We start from the raw sequence: 22,521 nt of genomic DNA, 5'->3' as shown, positions 1-22,521 counted from the left end.
ATCATCTCAGCTAGCATCCTGTCTTTGGTATACGCCATGGTTCCAAAAGTCTATAATCTTAAGTCTTGTGTCTAATATCTTGTGTCTTGCTTCTATTTCCCAACCATCTTCAAAAACTCCTCTTCAGAAATCAGCGGCACACCAAGTTTGAGGGCTTTTTCTTTTTTGCTCGGCCCCATTTCTTCGCCTTCGATGATGAAGTCGAGATTCTTGGAAACCCCAGAAATGTACTGTCCGCCATGTGCCTGCACAAAATCCACAATCTCATCCCGCTTGAAGTTTTGGAGTTTCCCCGAAGCCAAAATTCTCTTGCCTGCCAATGCAGTACCCAGCTGCGTGGATTCCTTTTGCTCAATTTCAAATTTCAAACCATGGAACTTCAGTCTGCTGATAATCTCCAGGTTTTCAGGCTGGGCAAAAAACTCCTTCAGGCTGTGGACCAGGGTTTCTCCGACTCCATTGATTTCCAACAGCTGCTCGGAACTGGCTTCCTGCAGTTTTTCGATTGTCCCAAAATGTTTGGCCAGCAATTGGGCCGTATTTTCACCGATATTTCGGATGCCTAGGGCGAAAAGCACTTTTTCAAAAGGTTGCTCTTTGGAGGCAAAGATTCCCTCCATCATGTTGGAAATTACGCCTTCCTGGAAAGTGTTGGCTTTGAGTTTTTTGATCCGTTCGATGAGCTCGGAAGATAAGTCAAGGTCCAGTTCGAGCAAAATCATGTGAACGGTTCCATGTTTTTTGCTGGCCTCCAGAATATTCTCAAACGCTACTCTTCGGCCCAGAAAAATCTCCAGAATTATTGCCACAGGCACATAGTCTTCGACTTTCATCAGTTCGGGATGGGAGTCGAGATTTTGTAATAGGAAGTCTACCATGCCCACATTAGAAGGCACTTTTTTCTTCCAAGCCCGGATCTGTGCCTGGAATGCCCGAAGCCGATCCCTAAGTGGAAGGTGGGTGTTTTCCAGAAGGAAATCCTGAATCTGCTTGAAGGAAATGGTTTCGGTCAGCGCAAAAAGCGCTTTTTCCAGAGAGATGTACAAAAGTCCCGACACTTCGCGCTCGTATTGATCCTGGCTCATTTCCAGCCCGAGGAGTTCATGTTGCTTGGTTTCAAGTTCGTAGATGTCCGCATAATTCCGGATAAATCCCTGATCGATCAGGGCACGGATTCGCTCGGTCCCCAGGGAGTCAATGTCCATGGCCCGCTTGCTTACAAAGTGCTCGATCCGTCCCAGAACTTGAGGCGGGCAACTCACTGCATTAGGGCAATAATGCTTGGCTTCGCCCTCTTTTCGGACCAAGGCAGATCCGCATTCTGGGCAGTTTTCGATGTAGGGAATGGGCGGTGCCCCGGGTTTCCTGCGGGTTGGATTGACCGCAGTGATTTTGGGGATGATTTCTCCGCCTTTTTCTACAGCAACAAAGTCTCGCTCATGAAGATCCAGTCGCTCGATTTCATTGGCATTGTGGAGGGAGGCCCGCTTTACGGTAGTCCCGGCGAGTTGGACAGGAGCGAGGTTGGCGACGGGGGTAATCGCTCCGGTTCGGCCGACCTGATAGGTGATCGACAGCAATTCGGTTTCCGCGCTTTCGGCTTTGTACTTGTATGCGATGGCCCAGCGGGGGGTTTTTGCCGTAAAGCCGAGTTCTTCCCGCTGATCGTAGTCGTTAATTTTCAGGACAACTCCATCCGTATCCAAGGGAAGGGAATACCGCTTTTCCCGCCATTCCTCGATGTACTCGAGAACCTCCGCGATGCTTTTAGCTTTTTTGTATGTCGGAGAAACATTAAATCCCCAGTTTTCGATCAGGTGGATGGCCTCGTCATGCTTGCTGACACCGATTTCATCACCCAGTAGTTGGTAAAAATAGCAGTTGAGTCGCCGTTTTGCCACCACCGAACTGTCCTGCATTTTCAGGGTCCCTGAAGCTGCATTTCTTGGGTTTGCCAGCAATTGGTCCCCCGAGGCTTCTTTTTCGGCATTGATTTTCAGAAACTCCTTCAGAGGCAGGAATATCTCACCTCGTACCTCAAACTTGGCCGGAATATTTTCTCCGGTAACGGTCAGAGGAATATTCCGGATCGTCTTCACATTGGCGGTGACATCGTCTCCTTTGGTGCCGTCGCCCCGTGTTACTGCCCGGATGAGTTTTCCATTTTCATAGACCAAACTGATTGCCACACCATCGAATTTCATTTCACAGAAATACTCGTAATTGGGGTGTCCAAGGCCTTTTGCCACACGATCGTCAAAGGCAATCAGTTCCTCTTGGGAATACGTGTTGCCAAGGGAAAGCATCCTCGAACTGTGCTCTACGGTTCTGAATTCCTTGGTAAGCGTACCTCCGACCCGCTGGCTTGGGCTGTCGGAAAGCAACAAATCAGGAAATTCCCGCTCCAGTTTCACCAATTCCTCCAAAAGTTGGTCGAATTCAAAATCAGAGATTTCGATTCGGCTTTCCTGGTAATAGAGTTGATTGTGGTGATTGATTTCTTTGCTGAGTTGGGCGATCCGGGCAATGGCTTCTGAAGGGGTCATGGGTACAAAAATTATAGGGGGTAAAAATAAGAGGATTGAGGTGAGATTGGAAGGTTGATTGGATTTGAAAATTGGAAAATTAGAGGGAACGTAAGACTGTAAAGTTTTTTGCCTATGGAAGTTTCATAAAACGGTTGATTCAATAATTCCGAAATCCGAAATCCGAAATCCGAAATCCAAAAATCCTGAAGCCCGAAATCCCAACCCGTCCCTATCTTTGGCCACACATTCCCTATTATGAGTAAAAAGACCTCCATCGAAGGAAAAATCCTGGACACCGCCTATCGGCTTTTCCTGGAAAAGGGCTACCGGCATACCACGATGGATGACATCGCACTTGACTTGGGGATGAGCAAAAAGACCCTTTACAAGTATCATCCGGGAAAACTTGAGCTTTTGTCTGCTTCATTTGAACTGCTAAAAACCCGGATGACAGCCAAGGTCGAAGCCATTGTGGACAATCGCTATCTGGCTTTTCCGCTAAAACTCCGCTCTTTCCTCACAGTCGTGGCGGGGTACTTGGCGCCGATCAACCCCGGACTTTTTGAAGATCTCGAAGAGCATGCCCCGGAAGTGTGGCAGGACCTCAAGGCTTTTATCAACGAGTCTGCCCATACGCGATTTGCAAAGCTGATCGAAGAAGGAGCCGGGTTGGGACTGATCAATCCCCGCATCAATATCAATTTGGTGGTGATGCTCTATGCCGCTGCCGTTCAGTCGCTTTGGGACCCGAAGTTTGCAGCACAGTTTCCGGAGTCGATTAGGAAAGGTGCGAAAATGCCGCCTTCAGAGGCCTTTGAGCAAGCGATCAGTATCCTCTACAACGGGATTTTGACAGAGGATGCCCGCAAGGAATTTCAAAATGCCTAAGCTTGTCTTCGGCTGATTTATCTATCTTTGGCCTCGATTTTCAACACCGGAGAGCAAATGAACAGTCCATTGTATGAGTTAAAGAAAGAAGATTGGAACCGTCTCTTTCCGATCCAGTTGGAGGATCATAATCCCGATTGGAGCGGGATTTTCCTTGCCGAAAAAGAGTTGATTCAGTCTAGGATTTCCGGTTTTTCTCCTGAGTTAATCGAGCATGTTGGCAGTACTTCTATTCCCGGTATCAAAGCAAAACCTTACATCGATCTGTTGATCATAATTCCTGAAGAGCATCTATTTAGCCAAAGTCTGATCGATCTCATGGCGGAGATTGGCTTTACCTACTTTTTGGTTCCAAAGCGGGATCAGATTGAGGCTTATATGTCCTTCGGAAAAGGATACCATCTGGATGGAAGGAAAGAGCAGATTTTTCACATCCACATGTGTCCCGGGGACAACTTTATGGTGAACCAATTGGCCTTCAGAGATGCTCTCAGAAACGACAGAGAATTGGCAAAAGCCTACGAAGCCCTCAAAATAGCTTCCGCTTCCAAGTTTAGAAATGACCGGGGAGGCTATTTGCTTTCAAAAAATGAATTTATCCTGCAAGTCCTCAGCAGTATGTCAGCAGAAGGAAGAAACTAGCTTATCCTGCTTTTGAATACTGGATTTAAGGATTTTGAAAAAATAAACTATGAGTACTAAGAATTTTAAAAGATATACCGTCACTTCAGCTTTGCCCTATGCCAATGGCCCGCTTCATATCGGACACCTGGCTGGCTGCTATGTGCCTTCCGATATTTATGTCCGCTACCTCCGATCGCAGGGCAGGGAGGTAGCATATATCTGTGGCTCGGATGAGCATGGCGTCGCCATCACGATCAAAGCTCAAAAAGAAGGAAAAACTCCACAGCAGGTCGTCGACCATTACCATCAGATGATGAAGCACAGCTTTCAAGAGTTTGGGATCAGCTTCGATCATTATTCCAGGACCTCTGCCAAAATTCATCATGAAACCGCTCAGGGATTTTTCAAAGATCTCTATGAAAAAGGTGAATTCCTGGAGCAGAGCACGGATCAGTATTATGACGAGGAAGCCAATCAGTTTTTGGCGGATCGATACATCGAAGGTACTTGCCCGAAGTGTGGCAACGAGCATGCCTATGGTGACCAATGCGAAAGATGCGGAAGTTCTCTCAGTCCTACAGACTTGATTAATCCTGTTTCCAAACTAAGCGGTAGGAGACCGGTTTTGAAAGAAACCAAGCACTGGTTTCTTGATTTGGCCAGGTATCAGGATTTTCTGAAAAAGTGGATTCTCGAAGACCACGCCAATGATTGGAAAAACAATGTATTAGGTCAATGCCGTTCTTGGCTGGAAGCCGGTGATGGATTGCAGGCACGCTCCATGACCCGAGATCTCGACTGGGGGATTCCTGTTCCGGTTTCTGGTGCCGAAGGGAAAGTGCTTTACGTCTGGTTTGACGCCCCGATCGGATACATTTCTTCCACCAAAGAATGGGCAGCAGAGAAAGGGATCGACTGGCAGCCGTATTGGAAAGACGAAGAAACCAAACTGGTTCACTTCATTGGCAAGGATAACATCGTATTCCACTGCATCATTTTCCCGGCGATCCTGAAAACTCATGGGGGTTATATTCTTCCGGAGAATGTTCCAGCCAATGAGTTTTTGAATTTGGAAGGTGACAAAATCTCCACTTCCCGCAATTGGGCTGTTTGGCTTCATGAGTACTTGGAGGAATTTCCCGGCAAGCAGGATGTGCTTCGGTATGTGCTGACTGCCAATGCCCCTGAGACCAAAGACAATGACTTCACTTGGAAAGACTTTCAAACCAGGAACAATTCCGAACTGGTGGCCATCTATGGCAACTTCGTGAACCGTGCTGTGGTTTTGACCCAAAAGTTTTTCCAGGGAATTGTGCCGGAAAGGGGAGAACTGAGAGGCTATGACGGGGAAGTTTTGGCTACAATCGCTGAGTTTCCTGCGAAAATCGCTGACTCCATCGAGCGCTACCGATTTAGGGAGGCTTTGGGTTTGGTGATGGATTTGGCCCGATTGGGCAACAAATACCTGGCGGATACCGAGCCTTGGAAGGAGATCAAGACCGACGAGCCGCGGACCAAGACGATTCTGAATATTGCACTGAACATAGCCGCAAACCTGGCGATTGTGTCTGAGCCTTTCCTTCCCCATACCGCGAAAAAGCTGTTTGACCTTTTTGATATTGAATCGGCCAAATGGAGCGAAGCCGGAAACGGGGAACTGATTCAAGCCAACAGGTCTTTGGGGCAAATGGGCCTGCTCTTCGAGAAAATCGAAGACGAAACCGTAGAAAAACAAGTACAAAAACTCCTGGATTCCAAAAAAATGAATGAAGCTGCTAATACACCTGTCACACCGATGAAAGAGCTGATCACTTACGATGATTTCGCCAAGCTCGATATGCGAGTGGTAACGATCCTGGAAGCTGAACCAATGCCAAAATCCAAAAAGCTGTTGAAGCTGAAGGTCGATATCGGATTAGGGCACAGAACGGTACTGAGTGGAGTAGCTGAGCATTTCGCACCGGAATTCCTGATCGGAAAGCAAGTGACCATGCTGATCAACCTGGCTCCTCGCAAGATGATGGGCATCGACTCCGAAGGGATGATCCTGATGGCGGAGGACAAAGACGGAAAGTTGAAATTGCTACAGCCGCACGAAGGCACGGCGAGTGGATCGACGATTAGTTAAGAGGCAAGAAGCAAGAGACAAGAATCAAGAGATAAAAAGACCTGTCTGCGTGGATAATGCGGACAGGTTTTTTTGTGGGGAGAGGGATTTGAAATAGAAAGGCAAAAATTTGATTATTTGGATAGGATATCCACCATTCTTGGCTCGTTAAGTTGTTGTGCTTAAGTCAGAAGGAGCAGTGGTTTCCAGATTGGTAATTGTCTTAAGCAAGGCCTCTTGATTATCCGTGATGATAAGAAGTTTGTCACCTTCCTGCAGGGTGGTTTTTCCGGTCGGGATAAAGAATTTATCGTCTCGTTTGACCATTACCACTAGGGTATTTTCCGGAATGGCTAAGTCCATCAGGTGGTTTCCAGACTTTAGTGTGTTGGCTGTGATGGTGATTTCAGTTGTGACAGATTTGATTTCGTCAGAAAATTCAACATCGAAATTTTTCATTTTTTTGAGTTCACTCGGTTTTTCTGCCAAGCCAAGCCAAACCGCCATCTGTGAAAGAGAAGATCCCTGGACCACCAGCGAAACCAGCGTGCAGAAAAAGACAATGTTGAACATCAGCCGAGCATGGGGGACTTCCTCAGCAAGCAGGATAATCGCAAAAATAATAGGCACCGCCCCTCTCAGACCAACCCAGGAAACAAAGGTTTTATCCTTGAAGGACATTTTTCTAAAGGGCAACAAAGTGAAAAAAACACTAAGTGGCCTCGTGACCAAAATCATCAAAAAACTGATGATCAAACCGGGAATAATGATTGGGATCAATTCGTGGGGATTCACCAGGAGACCCAAGGTGAGGAACATCAGGAGTTGACTCATCCAGGCCATACCGTCAAAGAAATTGACTGAAGAGCGTTTATGGACAAATCGGGTATTTCCAATGACTAATCCACCGATATAGACCGCCAAATAGCCATTTCCTTGAATGAGGTAGGTGAAGGAGAAGATAAAAATGCAGAACGTAAAAACAAGAATCGGGTAAAGAGAAGCGTTATCAATCTCAAGCCTATTAATCAATCTTACTGATAGTTTGCCCAGCCCGTATCCGGCAATACCTCCCACGATCAATTGGAAAAAAAGCATTCCAAAAGCTGATAGGTAGTCAGGTTCACCGCCCATTTGTACAATTTCAATCAGTGTAATAGTCAGAATATAAGCCATCGGGTCATTGCTGCCGCTTTCCAGTTCGAGCATGGGGCGCAGGTTGTTTTTGAGATTCAGGCCCTTGGATCGAAGAATGGAAAAAACCGAAGCGGAATCAGTGGAGGACATGGTAGCGGCCAACAAAAGGGAAGTGATAAGCCCAATACCTGTTGAGGCCATGGTCATTCCCAACACCCACCAAATCAGGACACCTGTCAAAATCGCTGTCAAAAACACCCCAAAAGTTGCTAATACCACTCCCTGAGGGATAATAGGCCTGATTTCAGAGAGTTTGGTGTCCATTCCTCCTGAAAATAGAATGATGCAAAGGGAAATGGTTCCTATGGCTTGGGCAACCTGAATATTTTCAAATTGAATTCCCAAACCGTCACTTCCAAAAGCCATTCCCACCCCCAAAAATAAAAGTAGGGCAGGCACACCAAATTTATATCCGGCTTTACTGGCCAGGATGCTCAGAAAGAAAAGAATAGAAATTACAAAGAGTACTAATTCTACAGAAACGGTCATCACAATTAATTTATCAGATAAGTTTTGTGCATTTGCACGCTAAATAGGCGGTTTTGCTTTATTCAATTGAGCCAGTCACCCTTTAAAAAATATAGAACCAAAAATCACAAGAGTCGCAAATCAACTAAATTTGGATTTTTCCATCTTTACAAAAATAAGAACCTGAAGGGATTCTCATTAGTTTTGATTGGGTAATTCTTGGTCTTTTCTATTCCACCTACTTGAATTTTCTTCAACTATTTAGGGTGACTTTTATCCACATCATTGAGTAACGCAACCTGAAGGCGCTAAATCCAACTTTGATTTAATAAAATCCATAAATTTTTACGAGGAGGTTTTAAGTATTTGATTTTCAAAATGATGAGATCGCTGTGTTTTGAGCGATTTTTGTGTTCGGTTGATTCTAAATTCACTTTTATTACTCTTTATTTCCACCTTAGGATTATTGTGATCGAAAGAGTTTTATATCTTCCAGAATGTCCTTTCTGAGCTGCTCTTTGGAATTGACCACATTGAATTTTCCGACTGAAATCCAAAAGGGAATAGGCTTCTTCGGAAGAATATGAAAGGAATTTGAAATATAAAGCCGGACTTTTTTTAATTCATTTTTTGAAAATTAATCAGTAAATAGCCTCTGGAGATAAAAAAATGAACAGCTAAATCGAAAAATTTTGAAATTCTTTGATTTTGCAGTTTCTTTTTTATCTTACTGTAGGATTTTAATTCAGCGCATATGAAGACAGAAGGGTATTCCTGTAATGAGCATTATGACGAAATGTTCTCACCGGAAGGAAAAGTAAGAGGGCACTACGAAGAGTTTTTCGGCTATCTCAGCAAAGCTTCTCCAAAGAAGATGAACCAGCTTCAGTTTTCGGCAAACAAAACCCAAAAAGCCATGGGGATGACTTTCAATGTCTATCATGACAATCAGGGGCTTGAGAAAATCCTCCATCTTGACATCATCCCTAGGATCATTGCCAATGCGGAATGGAAAAAGCTGGAGGCCGGGCTGAAGCAGCGGATTTATGCACTCAATCTTTTCCTGCAGGATGTCTACAACGAGCAAAAAATCCTGAAGGACGGAATCGTGCCCTCAGAATTGATCCTGGGTTCAAAAGATTACTTAACCCCCTGCATCGGACTGACTCCGCCAAAAGGGATCTGGTGCCACATCACCGGTACCGATCTGGTGCGGGATAAAAACGGCGAATACTACATTCTGGAAGACAATCTCCGGTGTCCATCCGGAGTCTCCTATATGCTGGAAAGCAGGGAAATCATCAAGCGGGCATATCCACAGCTTTTCAATGACGAGGGCGTGATGCCGGTCTCCGATTACCCGACTAAGCTGCTCAAAATGCTCCAATTCCTTTCTAACAAAGCCAAGCCTGTGGTGGGTGTGTTGACTCCCGGTATATACAATTCGGCTTATTTCGAGCATTCTTACCTTGCCCTGCAAATGGGTGTGGAGCTGGTGAATGGTGTGGATCTTATTGTAAAAGACCGGAAAGCTTATATGCAGACTACCAAGGGTCTGGAGCAAATTGATGTCATTTACAGAAGGATCGATGACGCATTCCTGGATCCGTTGACCTTCAATCCACATTCCATGCTGGGTGTACCAGGAATATTTGACGCCTACAAAGCCGGAAATGTAGCTCTCGCCAATGCTCCCGGAACTGGAGTTGCAGATGATAAAGCCGTCTATGCCTACGTGCCTCGGATCATCAAATATTACTTAGGAGAGGAGCCCATTTTGAACAATGTGCCGACTTACCTTTGTCGGGAAGAGGAAGATAGAAAATATGTACTGGACCATATTGATCAGCTGGTCGTGAAAGAAACCAATGCTGCGGGAGGCTATGGGATGTTGATCGGACCCAAATCCACCAAAGAAGAGCATGACAATTTCCGAAAATTAATCAGAGACAATCCGACCAATTACATCGCTCAGCCGACATTGTCACTTTCCACTGTCCCCTGCCTGACCGATGAAGGTATTGTAGGGAGACACGTCGATCTGAGGCCCTATATCCTGTATGGGGATGAGATTGAGGTAATTCCCGGCGCTCTTACCCGGGTGGCACTCAAAAAGGGCTCTTTGGTGGTCAACAGTTCACAGGGAGGAGGAAGCAAGGATACTTGGGTGTTATACAATTAATTTGAAGAAATATGCTGAGTAGAGTAGCGAGTCATATCTATTGGTTGGGAAGGTATCTGGAAAGAGCAGAAAATTACGCCCGATTTATCGATGTCAATTTTAATCTGATGCAGGATCTCCCCATGGATCTGAAGGAGCAATGGGGACCCTTGGTGGCTGCCACGGGAGATCTGGATATGTACAAAAAAAAATACACCGGATTCGAGCGAAACCAGGTCATGTATTTTTTGACCTTCGATCCGGACAATCCCAATTCTATGCTCTGTTCTGTGACCAAAGCCCGTGAGAATGCCCGGATAATCCGGGAAAATCTCAGCAAAGAAACCTGGGAAAAAGCCAATGAGCTGTATTATATGCTGCAGAGCGGATTGGAAAAAAAGGTCTGGAAAAAAGAAGATCCGAGGCAATTTTATGAGCAGGTGAAAAATCAGATTTTGCTGCTTTACGGTTTGGCGGATGCTACGGTGGCCCGTACGGAAGGCTGGTATTTCAGGCAATTGGGGCAACTGCTGGAGCGGGCCGATAAGACCTCCCGAATCTTGGATGTCAAGTATCACATTTTGCTGCCCTCAACTTTTGAAGTGGGTTCGCCGCTGGATTTTCTCCATTGGATGGCTTTGCTTAAGTCTGTCACAGGCTTCAATACCTATCGCAGGCTCTATGGAAATATCGATCCTTCGGGAGTGGTCGAATTCTTGGTTCTCAACAAGTACTTTCCGCGCTCGATCTACTACTGCCTGAAGGAAGCCGAGCGTTGCCTCCACTGCATTTCAGGAAATACAACGGACGGGTTTAAAAATTCAGTTGAAAAAACAATCGGTGAGATGCGTTCCCGCCTGGAGTATTCTGAGGTCGATGATATAATATCTGTGGGCCTTCATGAATATTTGGATACACTTCAGCTAAAAATCAACCATATTTCGGACCTCATTGACATCAATTATTTCCGGGTGAAGGATAATTATGTCTTACAATCTCCAACTCTATCATGACCTTCTGTCTGGGTATTAAAACTAAAAATGGCATTGTCGGCCTATCTGATACCCGAATTACTTCCGGTAGCGAAACCACGACTTCCAAGAAAGTTTTCACTGTAAATAAGAGAAAGCATTCTTTTTTCATCATGACTTCAGGGCTTCGGTCTGTCAGGGACAAGGCGATTACTTATTTTTCTGAGGTTATTGATCATCAGGGTGATTCGTTTTCCAAGTTATATCAAGCGGTCAACGAATTTGGAAATCAGGTGAAAGTCGTGGCCAAAGAGGATAAGGTCTTTTTGGAAGAAGCCGGCTTTCAGTTTAACCTGTTTTCCATTATCGGAGGACAGCTGGAAGACGATCCTGAACCCAAACTCTACCTTTTGTATCCTCAGGGCAATTGGATCGAGATTCGTAAAGGAACTCCTTTTGTCATTATCGGGAATACCGGTTTTGGCAATCCGGTTTTAAGGAGATCTCTTCATTACGATGATTCTCTTGAGTATGCGCTGAAGTGTGCCTTTTTGGCTTTTGATGCGACACGGATTTCAGCCAATGATGTCGATTTCCCGATTGACACGGTGATTTTGAAAAACGACGAATACTTTATCAAAGAGAAACGCTTTGAGCAAAAAGAACTGGAGCATGTCTCCGCTTTTTGGAACAGCAGAATCAAAAATGCCATCGCAGAACTTCCATCTGAGGTACTGAGCAGTGCTTTTGAGGATTTTGATTTAGTTTCACGGGATTCCTGATCCATGCTGGTCCAGGTTTGGCATCACTCGCAATACGACTACAGCTCGGAGGTTTCACTCGGAATTCATAAGCTATACTTGATTCCCCAACACAGGCCGTATTTCCGGATTGAGCATCAAAAATTTCATGTTTCACCGGAACCGGATGGGCATAATTTCCGACAGGATCTTGCCGGTAACTGGTATAAGCAATGTTGGTTTACAGGGTTTACCCAAACACTGGAAATTACCACCGAATGGATTTTTAAAATTCAGCATTTTAATCCTTTCGGATTTATCATAGACAAAAACTTCGAGGAAAAGGGTTGGAGCAATACCTTTTTCCAGTTTAGCTATGAGGATAAAACCGCCTTTCTCATTCCTTTCCTAACTGACAAAGATGAAAATCTATTCACTGATTACCTTTTTGAAATAAAAAACCAATCCTCAGGGCTGGTAGATTTTTTGGTGAGATTGACCAAGGAAATTTATCTCAGTTGGGAACACCTCATCCGTCATGAGCAGAATATCTGGAGTGCGGAATTTACTTTTTCGGAGAAAAAAGGCTCCTGCAGAGACATTGCACTCCTACAGATGGAGATGCTGAGGGAATTGGGTCTTGCCACCCGCTTTGTGAGTGGATATGCTTTCAACCCTGATTTGGACGAAGGACATGAACTGCACGCTTGGCTGGAAGTTTTTCTCCCCGGGGCTGGTTGGGTGGGACTCGATCCGAGTTTGGGTTTGCTTACAGACCACCGCTACATTCCTCTGGCCACACATCCTGATCCTACCCGCACATTGCCAGTGCAAGGTTCATTTGCAGGTTTTTCAGACTCTGAACTGAAGACCCACGTGGACATGAAATTGCTCCATCAGGGGAAATAAGACTATTTTTAATTTGCTACGACTGCATTTTTCTCCGGCATTTTAAACAGGTCTTCATCCAGTGGTTCTTCCAATAAAAAGACATCTGAGAAGCTCACCTGATAGTTGAGGCCCTTAGTCGAATCATTCTCAAACTGGTAGCCAGTCATGACTCTGGGGAAAACCAATCCTCCCGCATTGCGATAGTCCTCGTATTTCAAGGCATTCATCTTCGTGTTGCTTTTGTCAAAAAAGGTGACAGTGTATAGCACCCAGGCAAGTTTTCCGGTTTCAGGATCGACAAGCATAAAGTATTTGTCCTTAGAACTGTCGCCTACGTTTTCCTCAAAACTCACCTCAAAAGCTTCATAGGATATACCATTCAAAAGCTTGTTTTCGAACTTGTTCACTTTTACTCCAGGGTCTGTGAAGATGTAGGGGATGGAAAAAAAGTAGAAATAGAGGTTATGGTAGAAGCGGACCGAGTTTCCCTGAAAAGCTTGTCTGTTTGGGCTGATCCAAACTTTTTCACCGTCATTTCCGATTTGCCAGGTATCTGCATCGATCCGTACTTTTCGATCTTGAAGACTGATGTAATGGTTTTCCCAAGCCAAGTTGGTTTCATGCACCATCGCAAATGAAAAAGCCTTGGCATCAATCCACTTTTTCCAATCCCCGTGGGCATCGAGCAGTTTTTTGAAGTCTTCAGGCTGATTCAGTCGTGGATCAGGAGTGGTGTTTTTTTGCTCGCAGGCAAAAGAAAAAGAAGCTAGAACAAGAAATAGGATGGATCGGCTGATTGTCATTTGGGTGGTTTTGGAAAAGAAAGATACCAAAAGAGATGAATTTCACCAGACCGACATGGTGAAAATGGAAAAGTCCGACCACTGGGCCGGACTTTACACCTATTTTCTATAAATATGATCCGCCACCTTGCCTGAATTTAAATCCAACAAATGGGGCAGCTGAAAACTATTGGACAAGATTTCTTCAGTCTTCTGTCTTCCGTCTAGGGGTCTTCATTTCATCCACCACACCTTTGCCTCGGTAACCTTGTCATTTCCCTGGAGTTCTACATTTTCGAGATTGGTGCCGCGCTCAGTCTCAGGGTACATCAGGCGGTATGGTCTGCCTTCGATTCCTGTTGCAGCGGTTTTTGGGAAATTCGGAACCCCCAGTCTTCGGTAATCGCTCCATGCTTCGATGCTGCTTACCGAATTTAACGCCAGCCATTTTTGCTCAATAATCCGCTCAATCGGATTGGATGCCTGACTGAAATCTACTCCTTCCTGTGCCAAATAGCTTTCAAGTGAATTCAGATTGGTTTTGTAATACTGAAATGAAGCACGGATTGCCTGGTTGTAGAGTGTCTCGGCATCACCCGAAATCCAGCCTCTTGCCGCTGCTTCTGCCTGAAGGAAAAGACTTTCGGTGCCGGTCATCAATACACTGGATTGGTTTAATGCATGGAAAATCCCGGTAGCCTGATTGCTGTTTTCAGATGGCCCTTTGAAAGCAGAAGTGGCAGCTGCATCATACTCGGGATTTCCTGCATCGGGATTTCCGAATATCACACCTTTGATTTTACCGCCAACTGACTGATAAAGGGAGGGAAGCCTCGGATCATTTTTGGCGTTCATCTGGTCGACCAAATACTGAGTAGGTCGGATGTTGAGATGATTTGCAGTGGTTTTTCCATCTACTGTTCGGTAATAATTTTCCCAAACCGGATTCAGTTTACCGGCACTGTTAAGGTAGCCCGGATTTACGAGGGCATTTTCTCCCAAAGCCAGAAATCCACTTCCTTCCTGTTGAATGGCCTGAATTTGAGCCGAAATGTAAGACTGATTTCCTTTTTCACTTTGTCTGATCAAGGCTCGGAGCTTGACAGTATTGGCGAATTTCAGCCACATTTCAGTATTTCCGGCAAAGAGCAAATCACCGGAATTTTCAGCAGTTGTTGTCGTGGAGGCTTTCAGGTCAGCCATTCCTTCTGAAATCAAATCCACTGATTTTTGGTAGACTAGTTCGCCCGGTTCATAAGCCGGATTGAGGAAAGCATTTCCCTGTGCAGCCTGATCAAATGGAATGTTGTTGTAGAAATCAACCAATCGGAGAAACAACCAACCCTGCATGATTTTGGACACCCCGGAGTAAAAATTGGCTCCCTGGAGTTCGGCTTCATCCTGAATCAGGCGGAAGTAAAGGATATTGTTGTAGCCGTTTTCCCACACAGGAATCCCGTCACGCTGGCTGCGGATCCCGGGTCCATTGTAAGTTTTGAGGTCAAAAAACTGGTTTGCACCTTCATTGTCAGTACCCCAGTATCCACCCCAAAATGCCCCGATTTGGTTGATTTGCTGAGTTTCCTGGTTTACAGTAGAGACCAAGGCTGCCGGTAGTTTGGCACTCAGGGGTAAATTTTCAGAGTTGGGACTGTTTGGGTTGGAATTGACATCCAGAAACTGGTCGCATCCGCTCAGTTGAAGCAAAAGCACTAAAAAGAAGGAATAATATTTCAAGTTTTTCATAATTCAGATTTTAACAGGCCAAGCTTAAAATTTCATGTTTACTGTGAAGCCGTAGGTCCTCATTGGAGGTACCTGACGGAAGCTGTAATAGCCGTCGGTATTGTTGTAGAGGTATTCAGGATCTCCTATGTTGTTGGAGGAATGGCGGACGATGAATAAGTTGGTGCCTACTACTCCGAAATTCATCGCTTGGATGACGTTTTGACGGTCGAGGAAATGCTGAGGAACAGTATAGGTCAGGCTTAGCTCCCTCAGTTTCAGAAAATCGGCTTTTGCAGCGGTATTGCTTTGCACCGCTCCCTGTCTTGCCCAAAATTCTTTTCCACCGCTGGAAGTTTTCAGATCAGTATTTGGAACAAATACTCCCGGTTCCACTTCGATGACCGAGTTTGGCCAAACGAAAGACTCTCTACCATAAGCTGCTGTGATCGGATGAGTACCGAATTCATACATTGGCGGTATCGTCTCTGAGTAAAACCATGCGCCCTGTCTTGCATCAAACTGAGCCGTTAGCTGAAACCCTTTGTATCCGGTTGCGATGTTCAGTCCAAACATGTGAGGAGGCACCATTGGACCGAGTTTCACATTGTCTGTGGCCACCATCGGATCTCCACTGTCCTGATCCACGACAACATTGCCATTTGGATCTCTTTGGTAATCACTTACCCAAAGTGTAGGAAATTGCTCTCCGACAAAAGCATAGGATTGTCTGAAGTTTTGACGGTAGTCCGCGCCTCCATAAAGCTCTTTTACCTCGTTTTTGGTGTAGGTGTAGTTACCGGACACACGAAGTGAAAAGTCTTCTTTTCTGATCAAATCTGCAGTCAGGGTGAATTCGAGGATATTGTTGGTCATCCGTCCGGAATTCACCAAAGTGGCATTGTAACCGGTCGCCCGGGAGACGTTGGCGTTTGAGATTTGTCCGTCAGAATCTGAATAGATGTAAGCAGTCTCTACATAGATTTTGTGGTTGAAAAGTCCCACCTGCATTCCGACCTCATAAGATGTTACAAATTCAGGCTGGATATTTTGGTTTGGATTGGTCAAACTCGGAAGGAATCCGATAGAGTTCCCAAAAGGAAAACCGTTAGCCTGACTGTAGGCATTGTTAAGCTGATATGGGGCAAGGGTTACGTTTCCGGTTTTATTCCAGGATGAGTAGAGCTTCGCAAAAGAAACCTGACGCATCTGCCGAATAGCTGGGATTGCTTCTGTCAAAATCAAGGAGGCGCTCACACCCGGATAGAAATAGGATCTGTTCTCTTTTGCCAAAACGGAGGTCCATTCATTTCTTCCCGTCAAAGTCAGGAACAACAAATCGTTGTAGCCTGTTGATAGTTCACCATAGACTGCCATGGACCGTTGTTCCGTAATGGTTGTGCCCCCGGCAAGTTCTCCTGTTCGGCTGCTTTGGTTGATAATGTCAGTATAAAGCAGGTTACTTGCTGACACGTTGCTTTGCTTTTTATCATCAGTCCGGATATTCTGGCCCAAAAGCAGGCGGTTGTTCCATTTCCCGATGTTCTTTTTGAAGTTCAAAATCAGGTCACTGTTGAGTCTTCGGTAGAAAACAGAGCCATCATTTACAGAACCGGGCGTATTTCTGGTTCCCGGTGCTTCGTATTTGTTGGTATAATCGCGGAATTGTTCAGCAATGTTGTAGACACCGGCACGATAGAGCACATCAAACCAGGGAGCAATCTGATAGTTCAATTCGATTTTCCCATTGAAAATCTGCTCTTGGCTCTGATTTCTGATATTGTCAATCAGGAAATAGGGGTTTCTCAACCATGAACCGTTCGGTATGAAATAGTTTTTTGGATTGCCCGGAGAATTTGGGTTTTCCCAGTCCTTCACCATGTCATAAGGGAAGTTGGCCGGATAGCGGTATGCAGAAATCCAGGGTCCGTCTGGGGTGATGTCCTTGTTGTTGGAAATGTAGTTGAGGGTGTAAGAAGTAGTCAGTTTTCCGAATTTTCTGGAACCGTTGAATCTCAGGTTAAACCGCTTGTTGACATCATCGGGAATGATTCCTTCCTGATCCACATATTGGGCGGAAAGAAAATAAGTGGAGACTTCATCTCCTGCGGAAAAAGAAACATCATTTTGAAGGTTCACACCAGTTTGGAAGAGGTTCAGTCTGTTGTCACCATTTGGAGCGGAATACTCGACCATCGGCTGAGTTCCGTCGGGAAGCGGCAGGCCAAAAGGCTTCATGCTTCCATCAAAAGCAGGTCCCCAAGATTCATAAGTTGTCGGGCTGTAAGTGCCGTTATTTCCTTGGCCATAAGTAGTTTGAGCTTCCGGTAGGAGGTAGGGTTTTGAGAAAGTCGTGGTGTTGCTGATGCTCACTTCGCCTCTTCCGGTTTTGCCGGATTTGGTTGTGATCATAATTGCACCGTTTACGCCCTCCGAACCGTAAAGCGCCGCTGCGTTTGCACCTTTCAGCACAGTAATACTTTCGATGTCATTCGGATTTAGCCGGTTGATATTGGGCATCGGATTGCCATCTACCACGTAGATTGGTTCATTTGGATTTCTTCCATCAATTCCTGTGGTTCTTTGCAAGCTTCGGTTTCCCCGGAGAACAATTTGAGTGGCAGGATCGACTTTACTGTCGTACATGTTGATTCTTAGACCAGCAACTTTGCTGTTCAGGCCAAAAATCGGATTGACAGTCTTGCCTTCATTGAGTTTTTCGGATGAAATCAAGGTGGCTGAGGAGCCTATTTCCTTGGCTGAGCGGGGAATTCCCAAAGCTCCAGTTACTTCTACTTCAGTGAGGTTGGTGAAATCTTCCTTCAAAAGAATTTCTACCTGAGATTCATCCGCAGGAGCGATGAAAGACTGGGTGGTGAAACCTAAAAACCGCACCTCAAGCGTGTCACCGACATTGGCGTACATTCTGAATTTACCCTCCCCATCGGATACAGAAGTTGATGGGCTATTCTTAACCTGGATCGTTGCTCCCGGTAATGTCTCCCGTTTATAATCATCCTTCACCAATCCGTTGACATGGATTCTTTGAGCAAATGCACATTCAAAAAGGATTAGGAAAAACAGCAGTGGTAGTATTTTTTTCATGTTTTGCAAGTAATTCTTATTTAGACTTATTCTAAAAAGCATAGATTTGTGGCGCAAAAGTAAATTCTCCATGGATAAAGACAAGTGCCAAATCCGGGAAAAAAGGACGCAAAACGGAATTTTTGAATAAAACAGAAAAATTGATGAAGGTTAAATCGGAATTGATTGAAAAGATGGAACAAGCAAAAAATCTGCTTGAGTCTAAGCTCCAAAATCCTCCTTCAATTGCTGAATTGGCACATTTGGTTGGATTGAATGAGACTTACCTGAAGATTCATTTTAAGGCGATTTTTGCCAATACTGTTTATGGATTTGTGAAAAAGCGAAGAATTCAAAAAGCGATTCAACTTCTCAAAGAGGGAAAATTGAATATTTCAGAAATCGGATGGGAAGTCGGATACAGGCACCCGACCCATTTTTCGGCGGCATTTAAAAAGGAAACCGGATGCACTCCAAAAGAATACTCTAGAGATCCCCTTGGTGGAAAGTTTTAACAGACCTTCTCTTTTCCAGTTCCATCAAAGCATCTTTTCATCTTTAAAATTTCGATTTTCAACTTTTGAATCAGTCTAAATAAAATTATTTATTAGAATCATTCTAAATAATGATTTCCCTTTTTACATTTGCGGCAGATCTTAATCTAAAGGCTAATTCTCTAAAACCTCCCTACCATGTGGAAGCCCATCCGGAAGTTTCTCAATGACATTCACCTCTATGCTGGGTTGACATGCGGACTGATCGTAATCGCAGTTTGTCTTAGCGGTACGATCTATGTATACAACACTGAAATCCGTGAATTCGCCGATTCCGAGCGCTATTTTATTGAGGTATCCGGTTCAAAGAAGTCACTTGATGAGTTGAGAACAGAAGTTGAGAAAAGTCTCTCAGCTGAGGTGGTGGGGGTGAATGTCTTCCAGGCTGAAGATCGGAGCGTACAGTTTCAGGTGAAAAAAGAAGGGGAGGAACGACCTGTCAGCTATTTTGTCAACCCCTATTCCGGAGAATTCCTCGCAAATACTGCAGAGAAAACTTCTACTGAGGAATTTATGGGCTACATGTTTTCACTGCATCGTTGGCTGATGCTCGACAAAATCGAGGAACCGATCCTGGAATCCATGAGCAATATGGAATTGGGCAGGTTCATCAACGGAGTCGCGACCTTGCTGTTTTTATTGGGTGTTGTCACCGGGATTTTTATCTGGGTCCCTCAAAAAGCCAAAAACTGGAAACAAGGCCTGAAGGTGAAGTGGGATGCCAACTGGAAGCGTGTTAACCATGACCTGCACAATACCCTGGCATTTTATTCCCTGTTGATCTTGTTCATCATGGCTGTAACTGGACCATTCTGGTCCTATCAGTGGTACAAAACCGGATGGCAAAAGACCTGGGATATCTATCAAGCCCAAACCGGAGGAAATCCAGGAGGAGAGAGAGGCGGAGAAAAATCCAAAGAACCTGCCGATGAAGCTCCAGTTAAGCAGGTATTTATCTCTTTTGACCAAGCGGTAGCGTCAAGTAATTCGACTCTTCCTTATGATGGGAATCTTCGGATTTCTTTACCGAGTAAGCCCGACGGAGATATTTCTGTGAGTAAATCACGCACAGGATTTTTTGCAAAAGCAGGTTCGGACCAGTTGACTCTGAATCCTGCAAATCTTGAAGTAAAGGAGGCTAAATTGTTTTCAGATCTTCCTACAAGACAGCAGATTGGTCGCTCGGTCAAGTCACTTCATACCGGAGAAATTTTCGGCCAATTCACCAAGTTTATTTGGTTTGTAGCTTGTCTCATCGCTACCTCGCTTCCGATCACAGGGACGCTGATTTGGTGGAACAAGCACAAAAAGAAAAAGCATAATCGAACCCGGAATACAAAAAGTCCTCTGGTCGAAATGGCTTAATTCCCATTTAAATTTTAAGTCGCAAAGACGAAGGCTCGCAAAGGGTTTTGACCGCAAAGGCCTCTAAGAATTATTTTTTTGAATCAATTGGAAGCGAAAGGACTCCATATGTATGTTTCGGCATTGAGCTTTTTCAAGGACGCTGAGGAAGAGCTTCGCTCTTTTTGGTGTTTCGGTTCTGTGTAAATTATTAGCTGCAAAGTACACGAAGGTGAGCAAGGGAGTCAGAATACTGATTTCCTTTGCGCTTCATCGTTTTCTCTGTGGTTAAAAATCCGTGTTAAGTAAAAAGTTAAGTGAATCTTAAGGATTCAAATCGCTGAATATCCTCCGAATTTTTAATTTTTGTCTCTGTAATCCAATCCGATGCGCATCCTGATAGTCGAAGACGAACCCGGAATTTCCAATTTCCTCAAGCAGGGATTGGAAGAGGAAGCCTTTGCTGTCGATGTTGCCGATAACGGAAAGGAAGGATTGGAATTGGCACTTTCCGGAAATTACGACCTGCTTTTGCTCGATTGGATGCTTCCAGGAATGAGCGGAATCGAGCTTACCCGGCTATTTCGAAGGGAATTCCCGAATACTCCTATCATATTTCTCACTGCCAAAGACACCGTGGATGAGACGGTTTTTGGACTCCAGACCGGGGCCAATGATTACATCAAAAAGCCATTTCACTTCGAGGAATTGCTTGTTCGGATCCGGGTTCAACTCAGAGGGAAGCAAGGCTTGGAGGAAAAGCTAAGCCTTGGACCGATTTCGATTTTTCCAGACCGTCATTTGGTTCAGAAAGGGGACGAAGAAATCCAGCTCACCCAAAAAGAATTTGCACTGCTGGAATACCTTGTTCGCAATAAAAACAAGGTTTGCCGCCGTACTCGTATCATCGAAAGTGTCTGGGATATTCACTTCGAATACAACACCGGTGTGATCGATGTCTTTATCAATTCACTCCGCAAAAAGCTGAATCTGCAGAAAGACGAGGATTACATCCAGACGATCCGTGGGGTAGGCTATATGGCGAAGGAATTATGAAATCGAGCTACCTATGAAACTGGCCTACAAAGAGCGGATAGCCAGTCGGCTTACTCTGGTCACTGCCCTGATCATTTTGGTGGTTTTTTGGGTCATCTACTTGGTAGCCAATTTCACAGTGGTTACGAATATCGACCGGGAACTTGGCCTAGAAACAGACAAGCACAGGGGTGAGATTTTCATGATCAACGGAGAAATCCGCTTTTTACACATGGATGAATGGCAAGAAATGGAACACAGCCAGATTCAGCTCAATCCTATTTTCATTGAAATCGTCGATTTGGAGGGGAATTCCATGGATCGCTCTCCGAATTTGAGGGAAAACCACCTCAGCTTTTCCCCTGAAAAATCTGCAAGAAAAGAAGCCTGGACCCTGAGAATCGGGGCGAGTGAAGTTAGGCAGATGCAGATACCCTTGATCAATGCCGGAAAACTCGAAGGGTACCTCTTGCTGGCCAAGTCCTTTGAGGATTCCCGTGAGTTGCTCAATAATCTCAGAAACGTACTCTTGGTACTGTATCCTGTGATTTTACTTTCCCTGTTTCTTACAATGCGATATTTGGCCGGAAAAAGCATCGAGCCGATCCAACAAATCATCAGAAAAACCAATCAAATTACCCAAAGCAATCTCAATGAACGGGTGCCTGTGGCCGAACCCAATGATGAAATCGGGCAGCTTACCCGGTCGATCAATGAACTGTTGGAGCGTTTGGAAGCTTCCCTCAATCGGGAAAAACAGTTTACTTCTGATGCCTCCCATGAGTTGAGAACGCCCCTTTCTGTATTGCGTGGTACTTTGGAAGTTTTGATCCGCAAGCCCAGGAATTCGGAGGAGTATGTGGAAAAAATCAAAACCGCACTTTCGAGTATTGACAGGATGTCTGCCACGATCGATCAACTTTTGGCCTTGGCCAGAGAGGAAAAAGGAAAAAACCTAGTGAAAGAGGAACTCGAATTGATCACTTTTTTGGAGGAAATAGTGGATCAGCTTGCTAATGAACAACAACGAAAAATCAGCTTTCGATGTGAATCTGGTGTTCCGGTTTTTGTCAATGCTAATGAGAAATCGCTTCAGATGATCTTGGGAAACCTGATACAAAATGCCATAAAATACTCTGGACCCGACACGGAAATTTTGGTAAAAACTGGAGTAAGTCAGACCCTTCCTTACATTGAGATCTGCGATGCCGGATCGGGGATTTCACCGGAATACCTGGAAAAGATTTTCGATCCATTTTTTAGGGAAAAGGAAGCAGTCGATCAGCTGATTCCGGGAACTGGGCTCGGCTTGGCTATTGTCAAAAAACTTGCCATGGAGTCCGGAATTAAGATTTCGGTCTCCAGCGAAAAAGGCTCGGGAAGCACCTTCAGACTGGATTTTCCCATTTCTTAAGCAAATCT

Annotated in this window: 16 protein-coding genes; 11 read left to right on the top strand and 5 right to left on the bottom strand. The window is 44.9% G+C overall.

Annotation, left to right across the window (positions count from 1 at the left end; translation table 11 throughout):
* Positions 1-92 precede the first annotated feature (92 nt).
* A complete protein-coding gene (gene ligA / locus B0E43_RS13910) occupies positions 93-2,546 on the bottom strand; it encodes an NAD-dependent DNA ligase LigA (protein ID WP_077350726.1) in 2,454 nt (817 codons plus the stop codon).
* A gap of 237 nt (positions 2,547-2,783) precedes the next feature.
* On the opposite strand from ligA, the gene B0E43_RS13900 reads away from it, so the two are divergent.
* From B0E43_RS13900 to metG, 3 genes are read left to right on the top strand one after another with little or no spacing between them, the layout of a single operon-like run.
* A complete protein-coding gene (locus tag B0E43_RS13900; protein ID WP_077350722.1) occupies positions 2,784-3,416 on the top strand; it encodes a TetR/AcrR family transcriptional regulator in 633 nt (210 codons plus the stop codon).
* A gap of 57 nt (positions 3,417-3,473) precedes the next feature.
* Positions 3,474-4,058 (top strand): GrpB family protein, encoded by a 585-nt coding sequence (locus B0E43_RS13895; RefSeq protein ID WP_077350720.1) that lies wholly within the window; start codon positions 3,474-3,476, stop codon positions 4,056-4,058.
* Between the two features lie 49 nt (positions 4,059-4,107).
* On the top strand, positions 4,108-6,168 hold the full coding sequence (gene metG, locus B0E43_RS13890) for a methionine--tRNA ligase (RefSeq protein WP_077350718.1): 2,061 nt from the start codon (positions 4,108-4,110) through the stop codon (positions 6,166-6,168).
* A gap of 147 nt (positions 6,169-6,315) precedes the next feature.
* On the opposite strand, the gene B0E43_RS13885 is transcribed toward metG, so the two are convergent.
* Positions 6,316-7,833, bottom strand: coding sequence for a potassium/proton antiporter (locus B0E43_RS13885; protein ID WP_077350716.1), 1,518 nt, complete (start codon positions 7,831-7,833; stop codon positions 6,316-6,318).
* Between the two features lie 733 nt (positions 7,834-8,566).
* Here B0E43_RS13885 and B0E43_RS13880 point away from each other — a divergent pair.
* From B0E43_RS13880 to B0E43_RS13865, 4 genes are read left to right on the top strand one after another with little or no spacing between them, the layout of a single operon-like run.
* A complete protein-coding gene (locus tag B0E43_RS13880; protein ID WP_077350714.1) occupies positions 8,567-9,994 on the top strand; it encodes a circularly permuted type 2 ATP-grasp protein in 1,428 nt (475 codons plus the stop codon).
* An 11-nt stretch (positions 9,995-10,005) separates the two neighbouring features.
* Entirely contained in the window at positions 10,006-10,986 is a 981-nt protein-coding gene (locus B0E43_RS13875) for an alpha-E domain-containing protein (protein WP_077350712.1), read from the top strand.
* Positions 10,983-11,726, top strand: a complete 744-nt coding sequence (locus B0E43_RS13870) for a peptidase (protein WP_077350710.1) — start codon at positions 10,983-10,985, stop codon at positions 11,724-11,726. Before B0E43_RS13875 ends, B0E43_RS13870 begins: the two co-directional genes overlap by 4 nt.
* Before the next feature lie 3 nt (positions 11,727-11,729).
* A complete protein-coding gene (locus tag B0E43_RS13865; protein WP_077350708.1) occupies positions 11,730-12,593 on the top strand; it encodes a transglutaminase family protein in 864 nt (287 codons plus the stop codon).
* 8 nt (positions 12,594-12,601) lie between these two features.
* Here B0E43_RS13865 and B0E43_RS13860 read toward each other — a convergent pair whose 3' ends face one another.
* From B0E43_RS13860 to B0E43_RS13850, 3 genes are all read right to left on the bottom strand, one after another.
* Complete coding sequence (locus B0E43_RS13860; protein ID WP_077350706.1) at positions 12,602-13,378, bottom strand: DUF6503 family protein; 777 nt, start codon at positions 13,376-13,378, stop codon at positions 12,602-12,604.
* Positions 13,379-13,591: 213 nt separating this feature from the next.
* On the bottom strand, positions 13,592-15,103 hold the full coding sequence (locus B0E43_RS13855) for a SusD/RagB family nutrient-binding outer membrane lipoprotein (protein ID WP_139352771.1): 1,512 nt from the start codon (positions 15,101-15,103) through the stop codon (positions 13,592-13,594).
* A gap of 24 nt (positions 15,104-15,127) precedes the next feature.
* Positions 15,128-18,187, bottom strand: coding sequence for a SusC/RagA family TonB-linked outer membrane protein (locus B0E43_RS13850; RefSeq protein WP_077350704.1), 3,060 nt, complete (start codon positions 18,185-18,187; stop codon positions 15,128-15,130).
* A 143-nt stretch (positions 18,188-18,330) separates the two neighbouring features.
* On the opposite strand from B0E43_RS13850, the gene B0E43_RS13845 reads away from it, so the two are divergent.
* The 4 genes from B0E43_RS13845 (at position 18,331) to B0E43_RS13830 (ending at position 22,513) form a co-directional block, all read left to right on the top strand.
* On the top strand, positions 18,331-18,681 hold the full coding sequence (locus tag B0E43_RS13845) for an AraC family transcriptional regulator (protein WP_077350702.1): 351 nt from the start codon (positions 18,331-18,333) through the stop codon (positions 18,679-18,681).
* Positions 18,682-18,858: 177 nt separating this feature from the next.
* On the top strand, positions 18,859-20,085 hold the full coding sequence (locus tag B0E43_RS13840; protein ID WP_077350700.1) for a PepSY domain-containing protein: 1,227 nt from the start codon (positions 18,859-18,861) through the stop codon (positions 20,083-20,085).
* A gap of 366 nt (positions 20,086-20,451) precedes the next feature.
* On the top strand, positions 20,452-21,120 hold the full coding sequence (locus B0E43_RS13835) for a response regulator transcription factor (RefSeq protein ID WP_077350698.1): 669 nt from the start codon (positions 20,452-20,454) through the stop codon (positions 21,118-21,120).
* A gap of 13 nt (positions 21,121-21,133) precedes the next feature.
* Complete coding sequence (locus tag B0E43_RS13830; protein WP_077350696.1) at positions 21,134-22,513, top strand: HAMP domain-containing sensor histidine kinase; 1,380 nt, start codon at positions 21,134-21,136, stop codon at positions 22,511-22,513.
* Positions 22,514-22,521: the final 8 nt, after the last annotated feature.

Origin of the sequence: Algoriphagus sp. A40 (assembly GCF_002002735.1) — a bacterium.
Classification (GTDB): Bacteria; Bacteroidota; Bacteroidia; order Cytophagales; family Cyclobacteriaceae; genus Algoriphagus.
This window is presented reverse-complemented; position numbering and strand designations above follow the sequence as displayed.